24 protein-coding genes are annotated in these 23,066 nt (G+C 53.9%); 7 read left to right on the forward strand and 17 right to left on the reverse strand.

Annotation, left to right across the window (positions count from 1 at the left end; all coding sequences use genetic code 11):
- The 9 genes from ugpE to livK form a co-directional block, all read right to left on the reverse strand.
- Positions 1 to 846: a sn-glycerol-3-phosphate ABC transporter permease UgpE gene (ugpE, locus tag BZK40_RS05610; protein WP_003023450.1), complete on the reverse strand. Its 846-nt coding sequence runs from the start codon at positions 844 to 846 to the stop codon at positions 1 to 3.
- Positions 843 to 1,730, reverse strand: a complete 888-nt coding sequence (gene ugpA / locus BZK40_RS05615; protein WP_003837841.1) for a sn-glycerol-3-phosphate ABC transporter permease UgpA — start codon at positions 1,728 to 1,730, stop codon at positions 843 to 845. Before ugpA ends, ugpE begins: the two co-directional genes overlap by 4 nt.
- A gap of 110 nt (positions 1,731 to 1,840) precedes the next feature.
- Positions 1,841 to 3,157, reverse strand: a complete 1,317-nt coding sequence (ugpB, locus tag BZK40_RS05620) for a sn-glycerol-3-phosphate ABC transporter substrate-binding protein UgpB (protein WP_003827583.1) — start codon at positions 3,155 to 3,157, stop codon at positions 1,841 to 1,843.
- Positions 3,158 to 3,404: 247 nt separating this feature from the next.
- Entirely contained in the window at positions 3,405 to 3,686 is a 282-nt protein-coding gene (locus BZK40_RS05625) for a hypothetical protein (protein WP_079934305.1), read from the reverse strand.
- 100 nt (positions 3,687 to 3,786) lie between these two features.
- Entirely contained in the window at positions 3,787 to 4,500 is a 714-nt protein-coding gene (gene livF, locus BZK40_RS05630; protein ID WP_003827581.1) for a high-affinity branched-chain amino acid ABC transporter ATP-binding protein LivF, read from the reverse strand.
- 17 nt (positions 4,501 to 4,517) lie between these two features.
- Positions 4,518 to 5,285 carry a high-affinity branched-chain amino acid ABC transporter ATP-binding protein LivG gene (gene livG, locus BZK40_RS05635; protein ID WP_003827578.1) on the reverse strand — a complete coding sequence of 256 codons (768 nt, stop codon included), beginning with the start codon at positions 5,283 to 5,285 and terminating at the stop codon, positions 4,518 to 4,520.
- Positions 5,282 to 6,559, reverse strand: a complete 1,278-nt coding sequence (livM, locus tag BZK40_RS05640; protein ID WP_048215381.1) for a branched chain amino acid ABC transporter permease LivM — start codon at positions 6,557 to 6,559, stop codon at positions 5,282 to 5,284. Before livM ends, livG begins: the two co-directional genes overlap by 4 nt.
- Positions 6,556 to 7,482, reverse strand: a complete 927-nt coding sequence (livH, locus tag BZK40_RS05645; RefSeq protein WP_003827575.1) for a high-affinity branched-chain amino acid ABC transporter permease LivH — start codon at positions 7,480 to 7,482, stop codon at positions 6,556 to 6,558. Before livH ends, livM begins: the two co-directional genes overlap by 4 nt.
- Before the next feature lie 61 nt (positions 7,483 to 7,543).
- On the reverse strand, positions 7,544 to 8,653 hold the full coding sequence (gene livK, locus BZK40_RS05650) for a high-affinity branched-chain amino acid ABC transporter substrate-binding protein LivK (protein ID WP_003023433.1): 1,110 nt from the start codon (positions 8,651 to 8,653) through the stop codon (positions 7,544 to 7,546).
- Positions 8,654 to 9,076: 423 nt separating this feature from the next.
- Between livK and panM the strand changes: the two genes are divergently transcribed.
- Positions 9,077 to 9,460 (forward strand): aspartate 1-decarboxylase autocleavage activator PanM, encoded by a 384-nt coding sequence (panM, locus tag BZK40_RS05660; RefSeq protein ID WP_079934385.1) that lies wholly within the window; start codon positions 9,077 to 9,079, stop codon positions 9,458 to 9,460.
- A 195-nt stretch (positions 9,461 to 9,655) separates the two neighbouring features.
- Here the strand turns inward: panM and livJ are convergent, their stop codons facing one another.
- The 5 genes from livJ to ftsY all read right to left on the reverse strand — a co-directional run bounded on the left by livJ (position 9,656) and on the right by ftsY (position 15,453).
- Positions 9,656 to 10,759: a branched chain amino acid ABC transporter substrate-binding protein LivJ gene (livJ, locus tag BZK40_RS05665; RefSeq protein WP_139153507.1), complete on the reverse strand. Its 1,104-nt coding sequence runs from the start codon at positions 10,757 to 10,759 to the stop codon at positions 9,656 to 9,658.
- Positions 10,760 to 11,079: 320 nt separating this feature from the next.
- A complete protein-coding gene (gene rpoH / locus BZK40_RS05670; protein WP_003023425.1) occupies positions 11,080 to 11,934 on the reverse strand; it encodes an RNA polymerase sigma factor RpoH in 855 nt (284 codons plus the stop codon).
- A gap of 270 nt (positions 11,935 to 12,204) precedes the next feature.
- Entirely contained in the window at positions 12,205 to 13,263 is a 1,059-nt protein-coding gene (gene ftsX, locus BZK40_RS05675; RefSeq protein ID WP_003827568.1) for a permease-like cell division protein FtsX, read from the reverse strand.
- Entirely contained in the window at positions 13,256 to 13,924 is a 669-nt protein-coding gene (gene ftsE / locus BZK40_RS05680; RefSeq protein WP_003023420.1) for a cell division ATP-binding protein FtsE, read from the reverse strand. The genes ftsX and ftsE overlap by 8 nt, the downstream gene beginning before the upstream one ends.
- A 2-nt stretch (positions 13,925 to 13,926) precedes the next feature.
- Complete coding sequence (ftsY, locus tag BZK40_RS05685) at positions 13,927 to 15,453, reverse strand: signal recognition particle-docking protein FtsY (protein ID WP_079934306.1); 1,527 nt, start codon at positions 15,451 to 15,453, stop codon at positions 13,927 to 13,929.
- 151 nt (positions 15,454 to 15,604) lie between these two features.
- Here ftsY and rsmD point away from each other — a divergent pair, with 151 nt between their 5' ends.
- Together rsmD and BZK40_RS05695 are read left to right on the forward strand one after the other, a co-directional pair.
- Positions 15,605 to 16,201, forward strand: a complete 597-nt coding sequence (gene rsmD / locus BZK40_RS05690; RefSeq protein ID WP_032945257.1) for a 16S rRNA (guanine(966)-N(2))-methyltransferase — start codon at positions 15,605 to 15,607, stop codon at positions 16,199 to 16,201.
- The gene (locus BZK40_RS05695; protein WP_003023415.1) at positions 16,191 to 16,466 is read left to right on the forward strand and encodes a DUF1145 family protein; all 276 of its coding nucleotides are present in this window, start codon (positions 16,191 to 16,193) and stop codon (positions 16,464 to 16,466) included. The genes rsmD and BZK40_RS05695 overlap by 11 nt, the downstream gene beginning before the upstream one ends.
- 99 nt (positions 16,467 to 16,565) lie before the next feature.
- Here the strand turns inward: BZK40_RS05695 and BZK40_RS05700 are convergent, their stop codons facing one another.
- A complete protein-coding gene (locus BZK40_RS05700; RefSeq protein WP_071692519.1) occupies positions 16,566 to 16,925 on the reverse strand; it encodes a DUF2500 domain-containing protein in 360 nt (119 codons plus the stop codon).
- Positions 16,926 to 17,066: 141 nt separating this feature from the next.
- Between BZK40_RS05700 and BZK40_RS05705 the strand changes: the two genes are divergently transcribed.
- Both BZK40_RS05705 and zntA read left to right on the forward strand, forming a co-directional pair.
- Positions 17,067 to 17,693 carry a lysoplasmalogenase gene (locus tag BZK40_RS05705; RefSeq protein ID WP_003827558.1) on the forward strand — a complete coding sequence of 209 codons (627 nt, stop codon included), beginning with the start codon at positions 17,067 to 17,069 and terminating at the stop codon, positions 17,691 to 17,693.
- Between the two features lie 74 nt (positions 17,694 to 17,767).
- Entirely contained in the window at positions 17,768 to 19,966 is a 2,199-nt protein-coding gene (gene zntA / locus BZK40_RS05710; protein ID WP_079934307.1) for a Zn(II)/Cd(II)/Pb(II) translocating P-type ATPase ZntA, read from the forward strand.
- 98 nt (positions 19,967 to 20,064) lie between these two features.
- On the opposite strand, the gene tusA is transcribed toward zntA, so the two are convergent.
- Positions 20,065 to 20,310: a sulfurtransferase TusA gene (gene tusA / locus BZK40_RS05715; RefSeq protein WP_003827551.1), complete on the reverse strand. Its 246-nt coding sequence runs from the start codon at positions 20,308 to 20,310 to the stop codon at positions 20,065 to 20,067.
- A 168-nt stretch (positions 20,311 to 20,478) separates the two neighbouring features.
- On the opposite strand from tusA, the gene BZK40_RS05720 reads away from it, so the two are divergent.
- Positions 20,479 to 21,144, forward strand: a complete 666-nt coding sequence (locus BZK40_RS05720) for a 7-cyano-7-deazaguanine/7-aminomethyl-7-deazaguanine transporter (RefSeq protein WP_003827549.1) — start codon at positions 20,479 to 20,481, stop codon at positions 21,142 to 21,144.
- Between the two features lie 72 nt (positions 21,145 to 21,216).
- Entirely contained in the window at positions 21,217 to 21,774 is a 558-nt protein-coding gene (locus BZK40_RS05725) for a DcrB family lipoprotein (RefSeq protein ID WP_003827547.1), read from the forward strand.
- Positions 21,775 to 21,777: 3 nt separating this feature from the next.
- Here the strand turns inward: BZK40_RS05725 and BZK40_RS05730 are convergent, their stop codons facing one another.
- Positions 21,778 to 22,995 (reverse strand): MFS transporter, encoded by a 1,218-nt coding sequence (locus BZK40_RS05730; RefSeq protein WP_079934308.1) that lies wholly within the window; start codon positions 22,993 to 22,995, stop codon positions 21,778 to 21,780.
- Positions 22,996 to 23,066 lie beyond the last annotated feature (71 nt).

Here is a 23,066-nt window from a genome sequence, read left to right on the forward strand (position 1 = left end):
TTATTTCTCACTATCGACCAGACCGCGTACGAAGGCACGCTGCATGGCTAACACGATGATTACCGGAGGGATAAGCGTCAGCAGCATGGCTGCCATTACCTGATTCCATTGGGTGGTGCCTTCACCAGTGGCAATCATGCCTTTGATACCCGCCACCGCAGTGCCCAAATTGACGTCGGTAATAATTAACAACGGCCACAAATACTGGTTCCAGCCGTAGATAAAGGTGATAACGAACAGCGCCGCCAGATTGGTTTTTGACAGTGGTAGTACGATATCGCGGAAAAAACGCATCGGTGACGCACCGTCAATTCGCGCGGCCTCAACCAGCTCATCCGGCAGGGTCATAAAGAACTGTCGGAACAGGAAGGTCGCAGTAGCCGATGCCATCAACGGCAGCGTCAGACCCGCATAGCTGTCGAGCATTTTCAGGTTGGCGATAACCTCCACGGTGGGGAAGATTCGCACCTCAACCGGCAGCATCAGGGTGATAAAAATCATCCAGAAGAACAGGTTGCGCAGCGGAAAACGGAACCAGACGATGGCGAATGCGGAGAGCATGGAGACGGTGATTTTCCCTACCGTAATACTGAACGCCATGATGAAGCTGTTAAGCATCATCAACCAGAACGGCGCGCTGTTGACGCCCACACCGTTGACCCAGATGTATTTCATGTTCTCCAGCAACTGCGTGCCGGGAACCAGCGTCATCGGCGTTTCAAACACCGCTTTATTGTCCAGCGTCGCCGCGACAAACGCGACGTACAGCGGAAACAGGATCACCATGATCCCCATAATCAACATGGCATGGCTGAATATTGTCAGCCCACGACGGTTCTCAATCATTGGTAACGCACCTTACTTTCCACATAGCGGAACTGCACCACCGTCAAAATAATGACCAGGAACATCAGCACCACCGATTGTGCGGCGGAAGAAGCCAGATCCAACCCGACAAACCCTTCACGGTAGATCTTATAAATCAGCGTGGTCGTCGCCTGCACCGGCCCACCCGCCGTGGCGGCATCGATAACCGGGAAGGTATCAAAGAAGGCATAAACCAGATTCACCACCAGCAGAAAGAAGCTGACCGGGGCTATCAACGGCAGCGCCAGCTTAAAGAAGCGGCGAACCGGCCCTGCGCCATCAATCGCAGCAGCTTCGATCAGCGATCGCGGGATAGACTGCAGTGCGGCAAAGAAGAACAGGAAGTTGTAACTAATCTGCTTCCAGACCGATGCAAACACCACCAGGAACATCGCCTGACCGCTGTTTTGCGCATGGTTCCAGTCATAGCCAAACTCACCGAGAAAATGGGTAATCAGCCCACGTCCTGGGTTAAACAGGAAGATCCACAATACGGCGGCGACGGCAGGCGCGACGGCGTATGGCAACAGCATCAGCGTCTGGTAAAAACGGCTGCCGCGCACCACGTAATTCACCAGCGCCGCAAAAAATAACGACACCAGCAGACCACTTACCGTGACTAACGTACTGAACTTAATGGTGGTCCAAAATGAGTCGAGGTAGTACGGGTCATGAAACAGCGCGACAAAGTTTTCCAGTCCGACAAACTGGCTGGAAAGACCAAACGGATCAACGGATTGTAGCGAGTACCACAACGCTTCACCGGCGGGCCAGATAAAGAAAATAACGGTGATAACCAGCTGCGGAGCCACCAATAAATAGGGAAGCCAACGCGAGCGGAATACCGGACGGGATGAAGACATGTAGGTTCTTTTCCTGGAAGGTGCCGGATGGCGGTGCAAGCACCTTATCCGGCCTACAAACTACAAACTTGTAGGCCTGATAAGCACAGCGCCATCAGGCACTTATACACTTAAGACTTGGTCGATTGCTCAAAGCGGCGCAGTAACTGATTGCCACGCTCAACGGCGGCATCCAGTGCCTGCTGCGGGGTTTTCTTCCCAGTCCAGACGCTTTCCAGCTCTTCATCCACAATAGTGCGGATCTGCGGCATATTGCCCAAACGCAGCCCTTTGGTGAACGGCAACGGCGGCTTGTTCAGCATCTGGCGGGTGGCGATATCAGCCCCAGGGTTCTTCTCATAGAAGCCCTGTTCACGGGTCAGGTCGTAGGCAGCGGTGGTGATCGGTAGATAGCCGGTCTTCTGGTGCCATTCAGCAGCAATTTCAGGCTTCGCCAGGAAGTTGAGGAACTGCGCCACGCCTTCGTAGGTTGCTTTGTCTTTACCCTGCATCACCCACAGGCTGGCCCCACCGATAATCGCATTCTGCGGCGCGCCCTTCACGTCGGCATCGTACGGCATCATCCCGACGCCATAATTGAATTTAGCGTAGTGGCGGATGTCGGCCAGCGAACCGGAAGAGGCGGTGGTAATGGCACAATCCCCGTTGTAGAACTTCTCAGTGGATTCGTCCTTACGCCCGAAGTAGCTGAAATCACCTTTTTTGTTCAACTCTTCCAGCAGAGCGATGTGTTTCACCTGTTCCGGTTTATTGAACTCCAGCACCGCGTCGGTACCGTCAAAGCCATTGTTTTTGGTTGCTACCGGCAGACCGTTCCAGGCGCTGAAGTTTTCAATCTGAATCCATCCCTGCCAGCCGCTGGCGTAACCGCACTTCATGCCTGCGGCTTTCAGCTTCGCGGTGTACTCCGCCAGATCCTGCCAGGTTTTCGGCGGCTGCTCCGGGTCTAAACCGGCTTTTTTGAAGGCATCTTTGTTGTAGTACAGCACCGGAGTGGAGCTGTTAAACGGCTGGGAGAGCAAGTGTCCGCTTTTAGAGTCGGTGTAGTAACCGGAAACCGTCGGTACGAACTGAGACTCATCGAAGTTAATCCCAGCCTCTTTGAATACTTCATAGACCGGTTTAATGGCTTTTGAGGCCATCATGGTTGCCGTACCCACTTCATAAACCTGCAGTAGCGCAGGCGCGTTTCCGGTACGGAAAGCAGCAATTCCTGCACTCAGGCTCTGCTCGTAGTTGCCTTTGTACTGCGGAACAATTTTGTAGTCGGGATTGGCTGCATTAAAACGTTGCGCCAGTGAATCAACTTCTTTACCCAGTTCGCCTTCCATTGAGTGCCAGAACGGGATAGTGGTGACCGCCAGTGCCTGACCTGCAAATGCCAGGCTAAGTGCCAGTCCTAAAGCTGTATGTCGTAACGATATCATCGGTTATCTCTCTTGTTGTGCCGGATGCGCGATATCACGCGTTTTATGCTCGCGGGGGTAACATGACATGCTCGAATGACAGAAAAATAACTTTTTTATTACAAAAAAAAGATAGTAAGGCGACAAACAGATGGCAAGGCGGTGAAAGCGTAGTGACAGGAAAATGCGGGGTGGTGCACAACAAAGCCGGATATCGCTATACCTTCTCCGGCCTGGATGGCGTTATCTGCTGCTCCAGCAAGGAAGATTAATCCCGACGCCAGCGTCGCTCATATTCATTCTGTAAACGCTGCTGCTCTCGCCGCTCACGTTCACGTTGGATATCCGATTTATCATCATCCCAGCCTGGGCATACCGAGCTGGTAAACACTTCGCAGGGCGAGTCGGATTGCACTAACGGGTTGTCCGGTTTCTCTTCCCAGATAGCGGGATCGCGCGGGTCAAACGCTGGCGGTGTTGAGGCCAGGGTAGTTAATGAAAGCGTCAAAAACAAACTGCCAATCATCATGCGGGTACCTGAACGAATCATCCTTTCTCCATGTTCATTTTTATTATTGATAACTATTCTCAATAATAACATAGAGCAATAAAAAGGGGCCACAGCGGCCCCTTGTCTATTCAGAGAATGGTTAACCGCCCAGATACGCACTACGCACCGCTTCGTTAGCCAGTAACGCATCACCGGTGTCTTCCAGCACCACATGACCGTTTTCCAGCACGTAGCCGCGATCGGCGAGCTTCAGCGCCTGGTTAGCGTTCTGTTCGACGAGGAAGATGGTCATCCCCTGCTCGCGCAGCTGTTCGATGGTGTTAAAAATCTGCTGGATGATAATCGGCGCCAGACCCAGCGACGGTTCATCAAGCAGTAGCAGCCTCGGCTGGCTCATCAGCGCGCGGCCTATCGCCAGCATCTGCTGTTCACCGCCGGACATCGTTCCCGCACGCTGAATACGACGCTCATGCAGACGGGGAAACAGGTCATACACCCATTTGATGCGTTCCTGAAACTGGTCCTTTTCGGCAAAGAAGCCGCCCATCGCCAGGTTCTCTTCCACCGTCATGCGGGAAAACACGCGACGCCCTTCCGGCACAATCGCTACCGCTTCGCGCATGATTTTCGCCGTCTGCCAGTCGGTAATGTCTTTACCATCAAAGACGATTCTCCCGCTGGTCGCTCGCGGGTCGCCACACAATGTGCCGAGCAGCGTGGTTTTTCCCGCGCCGTTAGCACCAATCAGAGTAACGATTTCACCCTGGTTGATATACAAGCTGACGTCGTGCAGCGCCTGTATCTTGCCGTAGTGGGCGTTGACTTTGTCGAACGATAACATCGCCTTATCCATATTAATCCTCGCCCCCATTATGCTTCACCTAAATAGGCGCGGATAACATCCGGGTTATTACGAATCTGTTCCGGCGTCCCATTTGCCAGCGGCGTGCCCTGGTTCACCACGTAAATACGGTCAGAAATCCCCATCACCAGCTTCATGTCGTGCTCAATCAACAAAATGGTGGTGTTGTGATGGTTACGCAGTTCAGCAATCAGCTCGTCCAGCTCTTTGGTCTCTTTCGGGTTGAGTCCAGCAGCGGGTTCGTCGAGCATCAGGATTTCCGGCTGGGTCACCATGCAGCGGGCAATTTCCAGACGGCGCTGATCGCCATAGGCCAGGTTACTGGCCTGACGGTTGGCATGCTCCAGCAAGCCAATACGCGCAAGCCAGGTAGCGGCGCGATCCAACGCTTCACTCTGCGCGCGACGGAACGACGGGGTTTTCAACAGGCCGGAGAAAACGCCAGTTTTCAGTTGCTGATGTTGCGCCACCAGCAGGTTTTCAATCACCGTCATTTCGCGAAACAGACGCACGTGCTGGAAAGTACGTACCACGCCCATACGCGCGATTTGCTGACCCGGCAGCCCTTCCAGGTGCTGGTCGCGCAGCTTAATCGTCCCGCCGGTCGGCTTATAAAAACCGGTCAGACAGTTAAAGACCGTGGTTTTCCCCGCACCGTTCGGGCCGATTAACGAGACAATCTCCTGCGGTCGCAGTTCCAGTTCAACGTTGTTTACCGCCAGCAGACCGCCGAAGCGCATCATCAGGCCGTTAACGGATAATAATGGCTGACTCATGCCTGCTCTCCTTTTGCTTCCCCGTTTTTCAGCTTCAACTGTGGACGGGTCATCGGCAACAAGCCCTGCGGACGCCAGATCATCATCAGTACCATTAAACCACCCAGCATTAACATGCTGTATTCATTGAAATCACGCATCAGTTCGCGTGACACCACCAGCAGGATGGCAGCGAGGATCACCGCAAACTGCGAGCCCATTCCGCCCAGTACCACAATCGCCAGCACAAAGGCCGACTCGGCAAAGGTGAAGGATTCCGGGCTGACGAAGCCCTGGCGCGCGGCAAACAGCGTACCGGCAAAACCGGCAAACGCGGCGCTGATGGTAAAGGCTGTCAGCTTGATGCGCGTAGGGTTTAAGCCCAGCGAGCGACAGGCAATTTCATCTTCACGCAGCGCTTCCCACGCACGACCCAGCGGCATACGCAGCAAACGGTTAATAACAAACAGCGAGAAGACCACCAGCAGCAGCGCCACCAGATAGAGGAAAATGACGCGGTCAGACGGATCGTACTTGACGTTAAAGAAGTTGCTGAAGGTATCCCAGCCGCCTTCACGGGCGGTACGGCTGAACTCCAGACCGAAAAAGGTCGGTTTCGGGATCTGGCTAATACCGTTTGGACCGCCGGTTACTTCGGTGTTGTTGAGCAGCAGGATGCGGACGATTTCGCCGAAGCCTAAGGTCACAATCGCCAGATAATCACCGCGCAGGCGCAGTACCGGGAAGCCGAGCAGGAAGCCCGCAGCAGCGGAAACCAGTCCCGCCAGCGGCAGACAAGTCCAGAAGCCGAGTCCGTAATAGTGGTTCAGCAGCGCGAAGGTGTAAGCGCCGATGGCATAGAAGCCGCCGTATCCCAGCACCAGCAGGCCCGAAAGCCCTACCACCACGTTTAAGCCGAGGCCGAGGATGATATAAATCATCGTCAGCGTGGCGATATCCACCGTACCGCGTGACACCATAAACGGCCACGCCACGGCAATCACCAGCAGCGCCACCAGGAACAGCTTCTGTTTAACGGTGGAGCCATCAATCGCCGGCAGAATAAACTTTGGTCCGGAGACGCTCTTCAGGCCTTTCTGGAAGGCTGGACGCAGCAGTTGGAAAAGAAAGACCACGCCAGTGCCGATAAACACCCACTGCCAGCGGATATCCGCGGCGGTATCGACCACCAGCTTGGTACCGTCCAGCTCTAACTGAACGCCCATAAAAACGCCCGCCAGGACGAAGAACATAGCGGCAGAGAGCAGCGCCATTGCAAAATGCATCGGTTTCATACTTTCTCTACCTCCGGGCGACCCAGAATACCGGTCGGCATCACCAGCAGCACCAGAATCAGCAGCGCGAATGAAACAACGTCTTTGTATTCAGTACTCAGATAAGCAGAGGAGAGCGCTTCCGCAACGCCCAGAATCAGGCCGCCGATCATCGCCCCTGGAATGCTGCCGATGCCGCCCAGTACCGCCGCGGTAAAGGCCTTCATCCCGGCCATAAAGCCGATGTATGGGTTAATTACGCCATAGAACTGACCGAGCAGCACGCCCGCAACCGCCGCCATTGCCGCACCAATCACAAAGGTCAGCGCAATCACGCGATCGGTGTTAATGCCGAGCAGGCTGGCCATCTTCAGGTCTTCGGCACAGGCACGGCAGGCGCGGCCCATACGGGAGTAACGGATAAACAGCGTCAGCGCCAGCATCGCCAGGAAGGTTACGATCCAGATAACCAACTGCATGGTGGTGATGGAAGCAGAGAAGTTATCGCTACTGCCGACAGTCCACTGGCCATTAAACAGGCTGGGCAGCGCCACGTCGCGCGAACCTTCCGTCAGGCTGACGTAGTTTTGCAGGAAGATGGACATCCCGATAGCGGAAATCAGCGCGATCAGGCGCTTGGAGCTGCGCACGGGCCGATACGCCACGCGTTCAATGCTCCAGCCGTAGGCGCTGGCAATGACAATCGCACCGACGAAGCCCGCCGCGACCAGTAGCCAGCTGGAATCGATGCCCATCATCATAAGCGCTGCGATGATCATAAAGGAGACATAGCTGCCGATCATATACACCTCGCCGTGGGCGAAGTTGATCATGCCGATAATGCCGTACACCATCGTGTAACCGATGGCGATCAGCGCGTAGGTGCTTCCCAGCGTGACGCCGTTAAACATCTGCTGCAAGAAATAGAGGAACTGCTCGGACATAAGGTAACCTTTTTAAACCCGCCCGTTTTGCACGGGCGGTGGGATAACTCGTCTTCAGGTATTACTTCGCAACGGTCGAAGAACCGTCTGCATGCCACTGGAAGACACCAAACTCAAATCCCTTTAAATCGCCTTTTTCGTCCCATTTCAGCGGCCCAATCACGGTATCAGCCCCGTGTGCTTTCAGATCTTTCACCAGGTCCAGCGGCTCTTTACTACCGCTGCGATCCATTGCTGTCGCCAATGACTGGACGGCTGCATAAGTGATCCACACGTATGGTCCGGTTGGATCTTTCTTGTCAGCTTTGAGCGCATCGACGATAGCCTTATTCGCCGGATCCTGGTCATAGCGTTTTGGCATGGTTACCAGCATGCCTTCAGCAGCATCACCGGCGATGTTAGACAGCGACGCATTGCCGACGCCCTCAGGTCCCATAAACTGGGTTTTCAGTCCGACGGAACGCGCCTGGCGCAGCATTTGCCCCATTTCCGGGTAGTAGCCGCCGTAATAAACAAAGTCGATATTTTCTTTTTTCAGGCGAGCGATCAGCGCAGAAAAATCTTTTTCCCCGGCGGTGATACCGTCAAAGAAAACGATGTTGGCTTTGCCCGCTTTCAGGCTGTCCTGCACCGAACGCGCCAGACCTTCACCGTATTGCTGTTTATCGTGAATGATGGCGATACGCTGTGGCTTCACCTTCTCCAGAATGTATTTCGCGGCGGTCGGCCCCTGAGAGGAGTCCAGACCCGCTGTACGCATAATGTGAGCGTAACCGCGCTGGGTCAGTTCCGGGTTTGTGGCACCCGGAGAAATCATCAGAATGCCTTCATCTTCATAGATATCTGATGCGGGTTGCGTGGAAGATGAGCACAGATGTCCAATAACGTACTGAATGCCGTCATTGACGATTTTGTTCGCTACCGCAACGGCCTGTTTCGGATCGCAGGCATCGTCATATTCCACAGCAACCAGCTTGTCGCCTTTGACCCCGCCTTTGGCATTGATATCTTTAATGGCCTGACGTGCGCCATTAAATTCCATATCGCCCCACTGCGCGACCGGACCTGACATCGCGCCGACAACAGCGACCTTGATATCTTCCGCCATGACCGCGTGTGACATTGCCAGTGCTATCACCCCTGCGATGATTGTTTTCGCATTCCGTTTCATTACCTGAATCCCCATTCGTGACGTAATTAATATTTTGTATTTATGTGGTTAAAAAGCAGTCTGTGCTTTTTTTGAACTACACTATTTTTACCAGTCTCATTAATGGTTTAGCGCAGTTTTTTAAGCAAAATCAGGCTAAAATCTCTATTTTTCAGTCGATTAAGAAAAGATAATATTCTGCTTTTCACTATAGATAAACAAAAAAAAGCACGTTTGTCAGCATAAAATAACGGCACAAAGAGCCGAATAAAATGCTGCATTCCAGGGTATTATTCTGCCTGTTTTTCAATCTCTACGGTTTCAAACTGTCATTACCGTTGTTACAAAATTATTAATCTGGTTATTCACATAAAAAAGAGAAAGCATCCGGGCGAATTATTTCGGTACACTCATTCCATCTTTTGTGATTTGGACATGCTGTTAATGAAGCTGACCATCGTTCGTTTAGATAGCTTTAGCGACCAGGACCAGATTGATCTGGGCAAAATCTGGCCGGAATATTCCGCCTCATCGTTAAGCGTAGATGAAACGCACCGGATCTACGCCGCACGCTTTAACGAGCGTCTGTTAGGCGCAGTTCGCGTAACCCTGAGCGGCACGCAAGGTGCATTAGATTCATTGCGCGTACGCGATATCACCCGCCGTCGCGGCGTCGGGCAGTATTTGATCGAAGAAGTCATCCGGGAAAACCCTGACGTGAGTTCATGGTGGATGGCCGACGTCGGCGTTGAAGACCGCAGCGTGATGGCCGCGTTTATGCAGGCATTAGGGTTTACAGCCCAGGAGAATGGCTGGGAAAAAAGATAAAAAAGCCGGATGGCGCTGACGCTTGTCCGGCCTACATGCTGGGAGCAAAAAATAAAAAACCATCTCGCAATTTTCCAAGAATTTCACGTTGCAGGAAGGCGGCAAGTTATGAAGTCCCCGGGAGCTTACATAAGTAAGTGACCGGGGTTGAATAACGTAGCCAACGCATCTGCAGCGCGAAAGGCGCCAGGAAAATTATTTGGCGTCGGTCGCCGTCCCGTTTGCATGCCAGTCAAACACGCCGAATTCGAAGCCTTTCAGATCGCCCTTCGCATCCCATGACAGCGGCCCCATTACGGTTTCCACTGAGTTTGCTTTCAGGTATTTGGCAATTTCAGCCGGGTCGTCAGACTGGTTCAGACCGGCCTGTAAGGATTGCAGCGCGGCGTAGGTGGTCCATACGAATGCGCCGCTCGGATCCTGTTTCTTGGCTTTGATCGCGTCCACAATCGGTTTGTTCGCCGGAACCTGATCGTAGTTCTTCGGTTTCGTTACCAGTAAGCCTTCTGCAGACTCACCCGCGATGTTAGACAGCGACACGTTCGCTACCCCTTCTGGTCCCATAAACTGGGTTTTCAGACCCGCAGCGCGTGCCTGGCGCAGAATCTGCCCCATTTCCGGGTGGTAACCACCGTAGTAAACGAAATCGATATTCTCTTTCTTCAGACGCGCCACCAGCGTCGAGAAGTCTTTTTCACCGGCGGTGATTCCGTCGAAGAACACCACGTCAGCGTTGGCTTTCTTGAGGTTATCCTGCACGGAACGCGCCAGGCCTTCACCGTACTGTTGTTTGTCGTGAACGATCGCAATGCGCTTCGGCTTCACTTTTTCAACGATATATTTGGCAGCAGTTGGGCCCTGATCGGAATCCAGACCGGTGGTACGCATCACCAGGTTATAGCCGCGCGCGGTCAGCTCAGGCGCCGTTGCCGCTGGGGTGATCATCAGAATGCCTTCGTCTTCATAGATATCTGACGCAGGCTGAGTGGAAGACGAGCACAGGTGGCCGATAACATATTTAATCCCGTCATTGACCACTTTGTTAGCTACCGCTACCGCTTGTTTCGGGTCACAGGCATCGTCATATTTCACCATGACCAGTTTGTCGCCTTTCACGCCGCCTTTGGCGTTGATATCTGCAATCGCCTGCTCTGCGCCAGTAAATTCCTGATCGCCATACTGCGCTACCGGACCGGACATCGCGCCGACGACGGCAACTTTAATATCCTTAGCAAACGCCATATTGCTCAAAGACAGGGCGATACATCCTGCCAATAACGCTTTACCCTTCATATTCATCCTGACAATCCCCATTATTGTGGTTATTACGTGTGTTGTGATGTTGTTGTTCAGCACTTTATTTCGATTATTGGATAGCCACCCGTGCTTTAGCAGCATACTCTGCTAAAACATACCCGATTTTTATTATTTTGGAATAGCTAAATTTACATCCAGATAACAAATTCGTATCTGGGGAGGGGAGGAAAGGTCGTAGGCCCGATAAGCAAAGCGCCATCGGGCAAAGGTGTTGCCGGATGGCAGCGTAAACGCCTTATCCGGCCTACAAAAAACAAAACCCCCGAATTCACATTCGAGGGTTCATTGGCAATGCGCGAAGATTACGCTTCGATCGCCGCGCGCAGTTTTTTCATGGCGTTCTTTTCAAGCTGACGAACACGTTCAGCGGAAACGCCGTAGCGATCGGCCAGTTCCTGCAACGTCGACTTGTTGTCTTCGTCCAGCCAACGGGCACGAATGATGTCCTGGCTACGCTCGTCCAGACCTTCCATTGCGTGGGTCAGTTTGTTCGCGGCCTGATCTTCCCAGTTATCTTCTTCAATGCCGTCGGCAAAGTTAGAAGATTTATCCTGCAGATACAGCACCGGGGCCATCGGCTGGCTGTCAGACTCATCGTCTGAAGACATGTCAAACGTCATGTCCTGTGCCGCCATACGGGACTCCATTTCGCGCACGTCTTTGCTGGAAACACCCAGCTCGCGAGCAACCATTTCAACTTCGTCCTGGTTAAACCAGCCCAGACGCTGTTTGGTTTTACGCAGGTTAAAGAACAGCTTACGCTGTGCTTTGGTGGTCGCGACTTTAACGATACGCCAGTTACGCAGAACGTATTCGTGGATCTCAGCTTTGATCCAATGCACGGCGAAGGAAACCAGGCGCACACCCACTTCCGGGTTGAAACGGCGCACAGCTTTCATCAGGCCGATATTACCTTCCTGAATCAGATCCGCCTGCGGCAGGCCATAGCCCGCATAATTACGAGCAACATGAACAACAAAGCGCAGGTGAGACAGGATCAGCGTTTTAGCTGCTTCCAGATCGCCCTGGTAATGCAGCTTTTCAGCCAGTGCCCGCTCCTCGTCAGCCGACAACATCGGCCACGCGTTCGCAGCCCGGATGTAAGATTCCAGGTTACCAACAGGGGCTAAAGCTAAATTTTGCATTTCTTTGGTCATTCAAATCCTCTCAATCTTTTCATCTGGCGCATTGGCTAAAAACTAATTAACAAAAACCAGTAGCAACAACCATGCCAGAGCTTATGAGCAACGAGAATATCATTCAATCTTTTATCAGACAGTGATTTTATCCACAAGTTCCATGTCGTAATGTGTATAGATTACGCACAAAATGTGACATCACAATGAATACGCCGGGAAGAGATCACAGGGACTCTTTCCCTGCAGAGCGAACTACTCAGTGCAGGGAAAGATTATACCAGAGATTTTTTAATCGGGGGTAAAGTGGCGTAAATGTTGAACCGTGGCAAGCCAGGCTGCCACCCAGCCAATCATTGAGCACACCAGCAGCAATAACAGGCACTCGTCGAATGATAAGCCATTGATATCAAACTTGGTTCCAAATACCTGTGCCACCTCAGTCACCGCTGACGACAGACGCATCACCAAAATTTCTGACAAAATCAGTGAAAGAAATGCACCGGAAAAACCGAGCAGTGCACCGCCGTAGAGGAACGGACGCAGGATAAATCCATCCGTCGCGCCAATCAGTTTTTGCACGTTAATGGTATCGCGTCGCGCAAAAATACTCAGCCGCACGCTGTTACCGATGACTAGGAAGACCGCAGCCACCATCAGCACGCCGATCATCGCTGAAACGCGTCCGACAAGGCCCGTCAGCGCCGCCAGGCGAGCGAACCAGCTGTCATCCATTCGCACTTCATCAATACCGTTGATTTGTGCGATGCGGTCACGCAGCGTGTTCAGCGACTCCGTACCCTGGAAGTCCAGTTTCGGGATAACAACCGCCACGGCCGGAAGCGGGTTCTCTTCCAGCATATCCAGCGCGCCGCCAAAGCCAGACCAGTTACGGAATTCGCCCAGCGCGTCGTCACGAGAAAGATAATTCACTTTCTCCACGCCCTGCTCGGCCTGCAACTGACCAACCACCCGCGCCGCCGCATCATCATCCAGCGTTTTTTGCAGGTAAACGGTGATCTGCGGAGACGGATAATACTGGCTTGCCGCATGGTTTACGTTCTTATAAACCATGTAGCATACGCTTGGCAGCGTCAGGGAGATGGCAATGACCATCACCGTCAGAAACGTCGCCAGCGGCTTGCTTTTCAGGTCCTGTAACGCGCCCTGAAACGCATAACGTACCTGCTCGTTAAAGACATTAGTTTTACGCGAGTTCGGCTTTGGCGCGGCTTTCGCACGCTTTGGCGCGTTGCGACCGCCGTCACCCGACGCACCGCCCGATTTACGAAAGCGATCCAGTCGGCCACCGAACTGTTTGATTTGGTTAATAGCGTCACGTCTATTCATGCGCCAGGCCTCCATGCAGATGTCCATCGCTCAGAACCATTTGGCGATAGGAGCGACGGGAGATCAGACCAATATCGTGCGTGGCCATTAATACCGTGACCCCGACGCGGTTAAACTCTTCGAACAGGCGAAGGATCCCTTCTGACAGCGCGTCATCCAGGTTCCCCGTTGGTTCATCCGCCAGCAGCACCGCAGGTTTGTTCACCACCGCACGGGCGATGCCGACGCGTTGTTGTTCACCGCCGGAGAGCTGAATCGGGAAGTTTTTCGCTTTGTCCAACAGCCCGACCTTATCCAGCGCCGCTGACACGCGACGACGAATATCGTCCCCGCTGGCACCCGCGATGATTAGCGGGATTGCCACGTTGTCAAACACGGTTCTGTCCATCAACAGGTGGTGATCCTGAAAAATCATGCCAATCTGACGACGCAGAAACGGCACTTCACGGTTTTTCAAACGGCTGATGTCATGCCCGCTAAAGTAGATTTTCCCGGCGCTGGGCCGTTCAATTCCACAAATCAGCTTCAGCAGGGTACTTTTCCCCGCGCCGGAGTGGCCGGTCAGAAACGCCATCTCGCCAGGCTGCATATGGAAGGTCACTCCCTGCAGCGCTTGTCTCCCACCGAGATAGGCCTTGCTGACATGTTCAAAGCGAATCATTGTTAATCCTCTCGGGCAAAAAGTGCCTCTATAAAATCGTCCGCTTTAAACGGACGTAAATCCTCGATACGTTCGCCCACACCGATATAGCGGATAGGGATGCCAAACTGATCGGCTACCGAGAAGATAACCCCGCCCTTCGCCGTACCGTCCAGCTTGGTCAGGGTGATACCGGTTAAGCCCACCGCTTCATGGAACAGTTTGGCCTGGCTTATCGCATTCTGCCCGGTGCTGGCGTCGATAGTCAGCATAACTTCATGCGGCGCATCTTCGTCCAGCTTCTTCATGACGCGAACGATTTTTTTCAATTCTTCCATCAGGTGCGATTTATTCTGCAAACGCCCTGCGGTATCAGCGATCAGCACGTCTACGTTACGCGCCTTCGCCGCCTGGATGGCATCAAAGATAACGGACGCGGAATCCGCGCCAGTATGCTGAGCAATCACCGGGATGTTGTTACGCTGACCCCAAACCTGCAGCTGTTCTACCGCCGCCGCACGGAAAGTATCACCTGCCGCCAGCATTACCGATTTACCCTGCTGCTCAAACTGACGCGCCAGCTTACCAATAGTGGTGGTTTTGCCCACGCCGTTGACGCCAACCATTAAGATAACAAATGGTGTTTTGCCATCAACGTTCAGCGGTTCGTCAACCTTCGCCAGAATCTCGCCCATCTCTTCTTTCAACAGACCGTACAGCGCTTCCGCATCTTTAAGCTGCTTGCGGCTGGCGCCTTCCGTCAGATTCGCAATGATTTTGCGGGTCGTTTCTACACCCACATCAGCGATCAGCAGTTGCTCTTCTAGCTCTTCAAACAGATCATCGTCGATCTTTTTACCACGGAACAGACTGATAAATCCGGAACCGAGGTTTTCTTTTGTTTTCAGCAGGCTGCGTTTCAGACGCGCAAAGAAACCTTCTTTGGTTGGTTTTTCCTGCTCCTGGACCGCCTCTTCTTCTACCGGTTCTTCTACAGCAGGTTCTTCTACCGGCACCACCATAACCGCTTCTTCAGCAGCCTCAGCGGCCAGCGCCTGTGCTTCCAGATCTTCGTCGGTCAGCTGCGGTTCGTTTTCAGCTTCTTCTTCAGCCGCCTCAACGATTTCCACGGTTTCCGCTTCGGCCTGCCACTCTTCGGCAGAAACGTCTTCAGTTTTCACCTCTTCCGGCAGCGGCAATTCTTCGCGTTCGATAACCACCGCTGCTGGCGTTTCCACTACAGTTTCAGCAACGGGTTCAGCAACCGGCTCAATCTCCGGCTGCACTTGTTCGCCGACAGGTTCTTCTTCCGGCTGCAGTTTTTCGATTTCCGCAACCTGTTCAGTTACTTCAACGACTTCAGCTGCAAAGGCTTGCGTTTCAGCCTCGCTACGGGTTTCCTCGACGTGCGGTTGTTCGTCAACGACGGTAGTTTCTTCAGCAACCGGTTGTTGTTCTTCGTTTTTTACTTCTGTCTCGTTTTCCGGTGCCTGCTCTTTTTGACCAAAGCCCAGCCAGGAAAAAAAGCCACGTTTTTTCTCTTTCGCCATTTGCGACTACACTCCCCCGCTGTTGCTTCATGGCACAGCGTCAACGCTATGTACATAGCAGCTAAAAAAATGATGAAATAGTCTATCACTTAACTTAACTCACATCACCGCCTGGAATGACATGCTATAGGCGGATTGAGCAATAATAGAAATGAAAAAACCGAATCACTCTGGTAGCGGCCAGATCCGCATTATTGGCGGGCAATGGCGTGGCCGTAAACTCCCGGTTCCGGACAGTCCCGGCCTGCGTCCGACCACCGACCGTGTGCGCGAAACGTTGTTTAACTGGCTGGCCCCGGTAATGGTCGATGCTCACTGTCTGGACTGCTTCGCCGGCAGCGGCGCGCTGGGGCTGGAAGCCCTCTCTCGCTATGCGGCAAATGCGACGCTTCTGGAGATGGATCGCGCGGTATCTCAGCAGCTACAAAAGAATCTCGCCACGCTGAAAGCCTCTCACGCCCGCGTCGTCAACACCAATACGCTGACATTTTTGGCTCAGGCAGGTACGCCGCATAACGTGGTATTTGTTGACCCGCCGTTTCGCAAAGGATTACTGGAAGAAACATTAACTCTTCTGGAAACTCATGGCTGGCTGGCAAATGAAGCGTATATTTACGTTGAAAGCGAAGTAGAAAACGGCTTACCGCCGGTTCCGGTGAACTGGTCGCTATACCGTGAGAAAGTCGCCGGACAGGTCGCCTATCGCCTGTACCAACGTGAAGCACAAGGAGAGCACGATGCTGATTAACCTGGGACGCCTGTTGATGCTGTGCGTATGGGCATTTTTACTACTGAATATTTTCCAACCCTTTCCACGCCCGCTCAACATCTTCGTTAACGTCGCACTGATATTTATGGTGCTGATGCATGGCATGCAGCTGGCGCTGCTAAAAAGCACCATGCCTAAAGATGGCCCGCAGATGACCAACGGAGAGAAAATCCGTATTTTTCTGTTCGGCGTCTTTGAGCTACTGGTGTGGCAGAAGAAGATTAAAGATCAGTTGAAGAAGTAGCTGTGATCTTTTCGCCCGGCGGCACGTTGCGGGCCGGGGCGAAAAATCTGTAGGCCGGATAAGGCGTAAGCCGCCATCCGGCATCAGTCAGATGACACCTTAGCGTTCAAGCGTAAAATCAACAAATCGCGAACCTTTGTAACTCAGCGTGCCTTTATCCCCGACCGTTAACGCGTGGTACTGCTGCGCATCCAGACGAAACGTCTGCTCCATCCCCCCGTTTTGTGGCTTAAAGCTGGCTTCATAGCGCATGCTGGTTCCTGCCGGGCTCACTTCCTGCTGACGGGATCGCCGATCGTTTAGCGGTTTTTCCCGTTTGTTACTTACCACCACCTGCTTTTGCACCAGCGGCGCCGCATCATTATCGGCTTTTTCTCGCCGCTGCTGAACAAAGCGAAACGACGCAGCGATAACGATTAAGACAATGATAACAATGAAAAAAAGTGGTGGTTTGCTCATATTATTAACCCATCAGAAAATGCGGAAATAAGCATACATCGCCTGTTATGGTGTTGTCATCTGGCTGTGTCGACCTCTACACTGGACAGTAGAGCCGTGAGCACCCCGCTTACGAAAAAATAACGAATTCAAGGAACTAAGATGCTTTGGTCGTTTATCGCTGTCTGTCTTTCCGCATGGTTGTTCGTGGATGCTTCCTATCGTGGACCTGCCTGGCAACGCTGGGTCTTTAAGCCCCTGACGTTACTCCTGCTGGCGCTGCTGGCCTGGCAGGCGCCAATGTTTAACGCTATCAGCTATCTGGTGCTGGCTGGCCTGCTTGCCTCGCTGCTGGGCGATGCGCTGACGCTGTTACCGCGCCAACGCCTGCTGTACGCCGTGGGGGCATTCTTCCTGTCGCATCTGCTGTACACCATCTACTTCGCCAGCCAAATGACGCTGTCATTCTTCTGGCCTTTGCCGTTGGTGCTGGTAGTGCTGGGGGCGTTGCTGATCGCCGTGATCTGGACGCGTCTGGAAGAGCTGCGTGTCGCTATCTGCACCTTTATCGGCATCACGCTGATGATGGTCTGGATGGCCGGTGAGCTGTGGTTCTTCCGCCCGACCGCCCCGGCGCTGTCGGCATTTATGGGCGCGTCCCTCCTGTTCATCGGCAACATTGTCTGGCTGGGTAGCCATTACCGTCGCCGCTTCCGCGCCGATAACGCCATTGCCGCCGCCTGCTACTTCGCCGGACATTTCCTGATTGTTCGTTCGTTGTATCTTTAAAACGCTTGACTCTGGAGTCGACTCCAGAGTGTATCCTCCGGTTAATACGAAATGATTATCAACCGGAGGATGCCATGTCGACACCCGATACCCGTGGCAAAAAAGTCCCACAATTCTCTTCTTTCAAGCCAGCGCCTGCACCACAAAAGGCGGATGACTGCTGCTGCGAAGGAAGCTGCTCCACTACACCAACCGTATCCGATACCGTAATAGGTACCCGCTATTCCTGGAAAGTGGCAGGCATGGACTGCGCAGCTTGCGCCCGCAAAGTAGAGAATGCGGTCCGCCAGGTCAGCGGCGTCAACCAGGTCCAGGTTCTGTTCGCCACTGAAAAACTGGTGGTCGATGCCGGTTCCGATATCCGCCAGCAAGTTGAAAACGCGGTGCAAAAAGCAGGCTATACCCTGCGCGATGAGCACGCGACGGACGCCGCTCCCGAGTCACGTTTTAAAGAAAACCTGCCGCTGATTTCGCTGATTATCATGATGGCGATTAGCTGGGTGCTGGAGCAGTTCAATCATCCCTTCGGTCAGATAGCGTTTATCGCCACCACGCTGGTCGGCCTGTATCCCATTGCCCGTCAGGCCCTGCGTCTGATGAAAACCGGCAGCTACTTTGCCATTGAAACGCTGATGAGCGTCGCCGCCATTGGTGCACTGTTTATCGGCGCGACGGCGGAAGCCGCTATGGTGTTGCTGCTGTTTTTAATTGGCGAACGCCTGGAAGGATGGGCCGCCAGCCGCGCCCGTAAAGGGGTCAGCGCTCTGATGGCGCTCAAACCGGAAACCGCCACACGCCTGCGTAACGGCGAGCGCGAAGAGGTGGCTATCAATACCCTCCGGCCTGGCGATGTTATTGAGGTTGCCGCGGGTGGGCGTTTACCTGCCGACGGCAAACTGGTCTCCGGCTTTGCCAGCTTTGATGAGAGCGCCCTGACCGGCGAATCGATCCCGGTTGAACGCGCCACCGGCGAGAAAGTCCCGGCGGGTGCCACCAGCGTGGATCGTCTGGTTACGCTGGAAGTGCTCTCAGAACCGGGTGCCAGCGCGATTGACCGTATTCTGAAGCTGATTGAAGAAGCGGAAGAACGCCGCGCTCCCATTGAGCGCTTTATTGACCGTTTCAGCCGAATTTATACCCCAGCTATTATGGCGGTTGCGCTGCTGGTCACCCTCGTACCACCACTGCTGTTTGCCGCATCCTGGCAGGAGTGGATTTATAAAGGGCTGACGCTGCTGCTGATTGGCTGCCCTTGTGCATTGGTGATTTCAACGCCCGCAGCCATTACCTCTGGTCTTGCCGCCGCGGCACGTCGTGGCGCGTTAATCAAAGGCGGGGCCGCGCTGGAACAGTTGGGTAGAGTCACTCAGGTGGCGTTTGATAAAACCGGCACCCTGACCGTCGGTAAACCACGCGTCACGGCGATTCATCCGGCAAGCGGTATTGGTGAGGCTGAACTGCTGGCACTGGCGGCAGCGGTAGAGCAAGGCGCGACACACCCGCTGGCACAAGCGATTGTCCGAGAAGCACAAACGCGCGAACTGACTATTCCTGTCGCAAAAGAGCAACGGGCGCTGGTTGGCTCTGGAATTGAAGCGCTGGTCAACGGCGAACGCGTACTGATTTGCGCCGCTGGTAAGCAGCCTGCCGACGCCTTTGCCGGGCAGATTAGCGAGCTGGAAAGCGCGGGCCAAACGGTGGTGTTGGTGCTGCGTAACGATACTGTACTCGGCGTACTGGCCCTACAGGACACGCTGCGCGATGACGCTCGCAGCGCCATCAGCGAGCTTAATCAGATTGGCGTGAAAGGCGTGATCCTGACCGGTGATAACCCGCGTGCGGCCGCCGCCATTGCCGGTGAACTGGGCCTCGAATTCAAAGCGGGACTCTTGCCGGAAGATAAGGTGCAGGCCGTTACCCATCTTAACCAACAGTCGCCGCTGGCGATGGTCGGCGACGGCATCAACGACGCTCCGGCAATGAAAGCGGCCACAATTGGTATTGCGATGGGAAGCGGGACCGACGTCGCGCTGGAGACCGCCGATGCCGCCCTGACCCACAACCGTCTGCGTGGTCTGGTGCAAATGATTCAGCTGGCGCGGGCCACCCATGCCAATATTCGCCAGAACATTGCGATTGCGCTGGGTCTGAAGGGGATTTTCCTCGTCACCACGCTGCTCGGGATAACCGGACTGTGGCTGGCGGTGCTGGCGGATACGGGGGCGACGGTGCTGGTGACCGCGAACGCGCTGCGGTTGTTGCGTAAAGGGTAGTGCCTGTTTCTCGCCTGATGGCGCTTCGCTTATCAGGCCTACAGGTTACTCAGTCTTTATAGGCCGGAGAAGCGTTAGCGCCATCCGGCATGACAAGATTACTGCCCTTTGCGCACTAAATAACGGTACGGCAGCGAGTCGGTCTCTTTGGCCACCAGCTCATGTTCCATAAAGGTACAGAAGCCAGGAATATCGCGGGTTGTTGCCGGATCGTCGGCGACAATCAGCAGCGTTTCACCGGCCTGCATGCCGCGTACGGTTTTACGTACCATCATTACCGGTTCCGGGCAGCGCAGCCCCTGGGCATCAAGAGTATGGTCGGGGGAAGTAAACAGGTCGCTCATCGTCGTCTCATTCATACAAAAACGGCGTTATTTTACGCTCTGTTGTGGCGTAAGCCAATCAGGTTAACGATTGCGTGAAAAACAACCATTGCAATGTGCTCTTAAAGCAGTATCATGCGACGGTTTTTTATTGGGTTCCCTCACCCCATCCAACAAAAAGGTCACAATATGACTCCGTTTACACAAACTCAGCGCGTAAAAGCGTTGTTCTGGCTATCGCTATTTCATCTGCTGGTGATCACCTCCAGCAACTATCTGGTGCAGCTTCCAATCTCCATTTTTGGTTTCCATACCACATGGGGCGCGTTTAGCTTTCCGTTTATTTTCCTCGCGACCGACCTGACCGTGCGTATTTTTGGCGCGCCGCTGGCTCGACGTATCATCTTTGCGGTTATGATCCCCGCGCTGCTGATCTCCTATGTCGTTTCATCACTGTTCTATATGGGATCGTGGCAAGGATTCGGCGCACTGCTGCACTTTAACCTGTTTGTCGCCCGTATCGCCGCCGCCAGCTTTATGGCCTACGCGCTGGGACAAATTCTGGATGTGCATGTCTTTAACCGCCTGCGTCAGAATCGTCGCTGGTGGCTGGCACCGACGGCGTCCACGCTGTTTGGCAATATCAGCGATACGTTGGCCTTCTTCTTTATCGCTTTCTGGCGTAGCCCGGATGCCTTTATGGCCGAGCACTGGATGGAAATCGCACTGGTCGATTACTGCTTCAAAGTGCTGATCAGCATTATTTTCTTCCTGCCAATGTATGGCGTGTTGCTGAATATGTTACTGAAAAGGCTGGCAGATAAATCTGAAATCTCTGCATTGCAGACGAGTTAAAGGTTCATTTTCCGAGTTGTGATAAGATGGACGAATGAGCCGTTATGGCCGTTTATCGAAAGGAAGAAGTCAATGCGCAATCTGGTTAAATATGTCGGTATTGGCCTGCTGGTTATGGGGCTTGCGGCCTGTGATAATAGCGATACAAAAGCGCCAGCCGAGGGTGCTGCCGCAGAAAGTAACGCCACCGGACAACCGGTCAGCCTGCTGGACGGCAAACTTAGTTTTTCCCTGCCAGCGGATATGACCGATCAAAGCGGCAAGCTGGGCACCCAGGCGAACAATATGCACGTATATTCTGACGCAACCGGCCAGAAAGCGGTGATTGTGATTGTTGGCGACAACACCAACGAAGATCTGGCCGTGCTGGCAAAACGTCTGGAAGATCAGCAGCGTAGCCGTGACCCGCAGCTGCAGGTCGTCACCAATAAATCTATTGAGCTGAAAGGCCACACGCTGCAGCAGTTAGACAGCATCATCTCGGCCAAAGGCCAGACCGCATACTCTTCCGTGGTGTTGGGTAAAGTGGACAACCAACTGCTGACGCTGCAAATCACGCTGCCTGCTGACGATCAGCAAAAAGCGCAGACTACCGCAGAAAACATCATTAACACGCTGGTTATCCAGTAACGGTTAAGACGATGACGCGGCCTCCGGTGACACCACCTGAGGCCGTTTTTTTAACCGCCAGGTCAGCAATAACGCCACCGCTACCAGCCCTGCCGCTGCCAGATAGATAACCGGCACACCCGCCCACGTCATGACCAGCCCGGCCAGCGGCCCGGTAACCCCCAGCGATAAATCCATAAACACCGTGTAGGTCGCCAGCGCAGCGCCCTGATTTTGCTGAGGAACGGCTTTTACCGCCACCACGCCCAGCGCAGGGAAAACCAGTGAGAACCCAGCCCCGGCCAGCAGAACGCCGATTTTCGCCATCCACGGCATCGAAGCCATCCCGACCAGTAACAGCCCGACAATCTCGACGCTAAAGCAGATCATCGCCACATTCAGCCCGCCTAAACGGTTGATACCATTTGGGAACAACAAACGAGTACCGACAAACGTGCAGCTAAAAAGCGTCAGCGCGAATGCAGCGCCATCCCAGCCTTTGGCATCATAGAACAAGGTAATGAAGGTAGCGATTACCCCAAATCCGGCGGAGGCCAGGGCCAGCGCCATGCCATACAACCAGACGCGCCCAAGCACCGCGCGAAATGGCAACGGTTTACCTTTACTGGCCTTCAACGCCGGACGAGGGAGCGCCAGCAGGATTGCCAACAGTGCCACGCCCATCACGGTCAGCGCCAGCCCCTGTAAGCCACCCCAGGCATAAAACAGAACACCCAGCGGCGCGCCTATCGCCATCGCGCCATAGGTCACGATGCCATTCCAGGAAATCACCCGTCCGATGTGCATTGAGCCAACCACCCCCACGCCCCACAGCGTAGAGCCGGTCCCGGCAAAGCTTTGCCCGATCCCGAGAATCACGCGCCCCAGACATAGCAGCAGCAGACTGACCAACGGCCAGCCGTTCGTTGATCCCGCCAGTAAATAGCCCAGGCCACTTAAAAAGCAGCCGCACAGCCCAAATACCACAATCTTCTTTGGCCCCAGCAGATCGGCATAGCGACCGGCATGCGGACGGCTCAGCAGCGTAGCGAAGTATTGCAGGCTGATGACCAGCCCAGCCCAGAAAGCGCTAAATCCCATTACATCATGGACGTAGCCAGGCAACACCGCGAGCGGCAGGCCGATGGTCAGGTAGCTGGCGAAGTTAAACATCACCACAGAAACAATACGCAGGTTCAGGCGTAAACCGCTAAGCGTCGGTTCAGCGACGGGTTCGGGCATGGAGGGTCACCACGTTTTCACAACAGTGTTTCATTTCTACCATGTTGCAGAGCAGAAATCAGTAGCCAGTT

It is taken from the genome of Citrobacter portucalensis (assembly GCF_002042885.1).
In the GTDB taxonomy this organism is placed as follows: domain Bacteria; phylum Pseudomonadota; class Gammaproteobacteria; order Enterobacterales; family Enterobacteriaceae; genus Citrobacter; species Citrobacter portucalensis.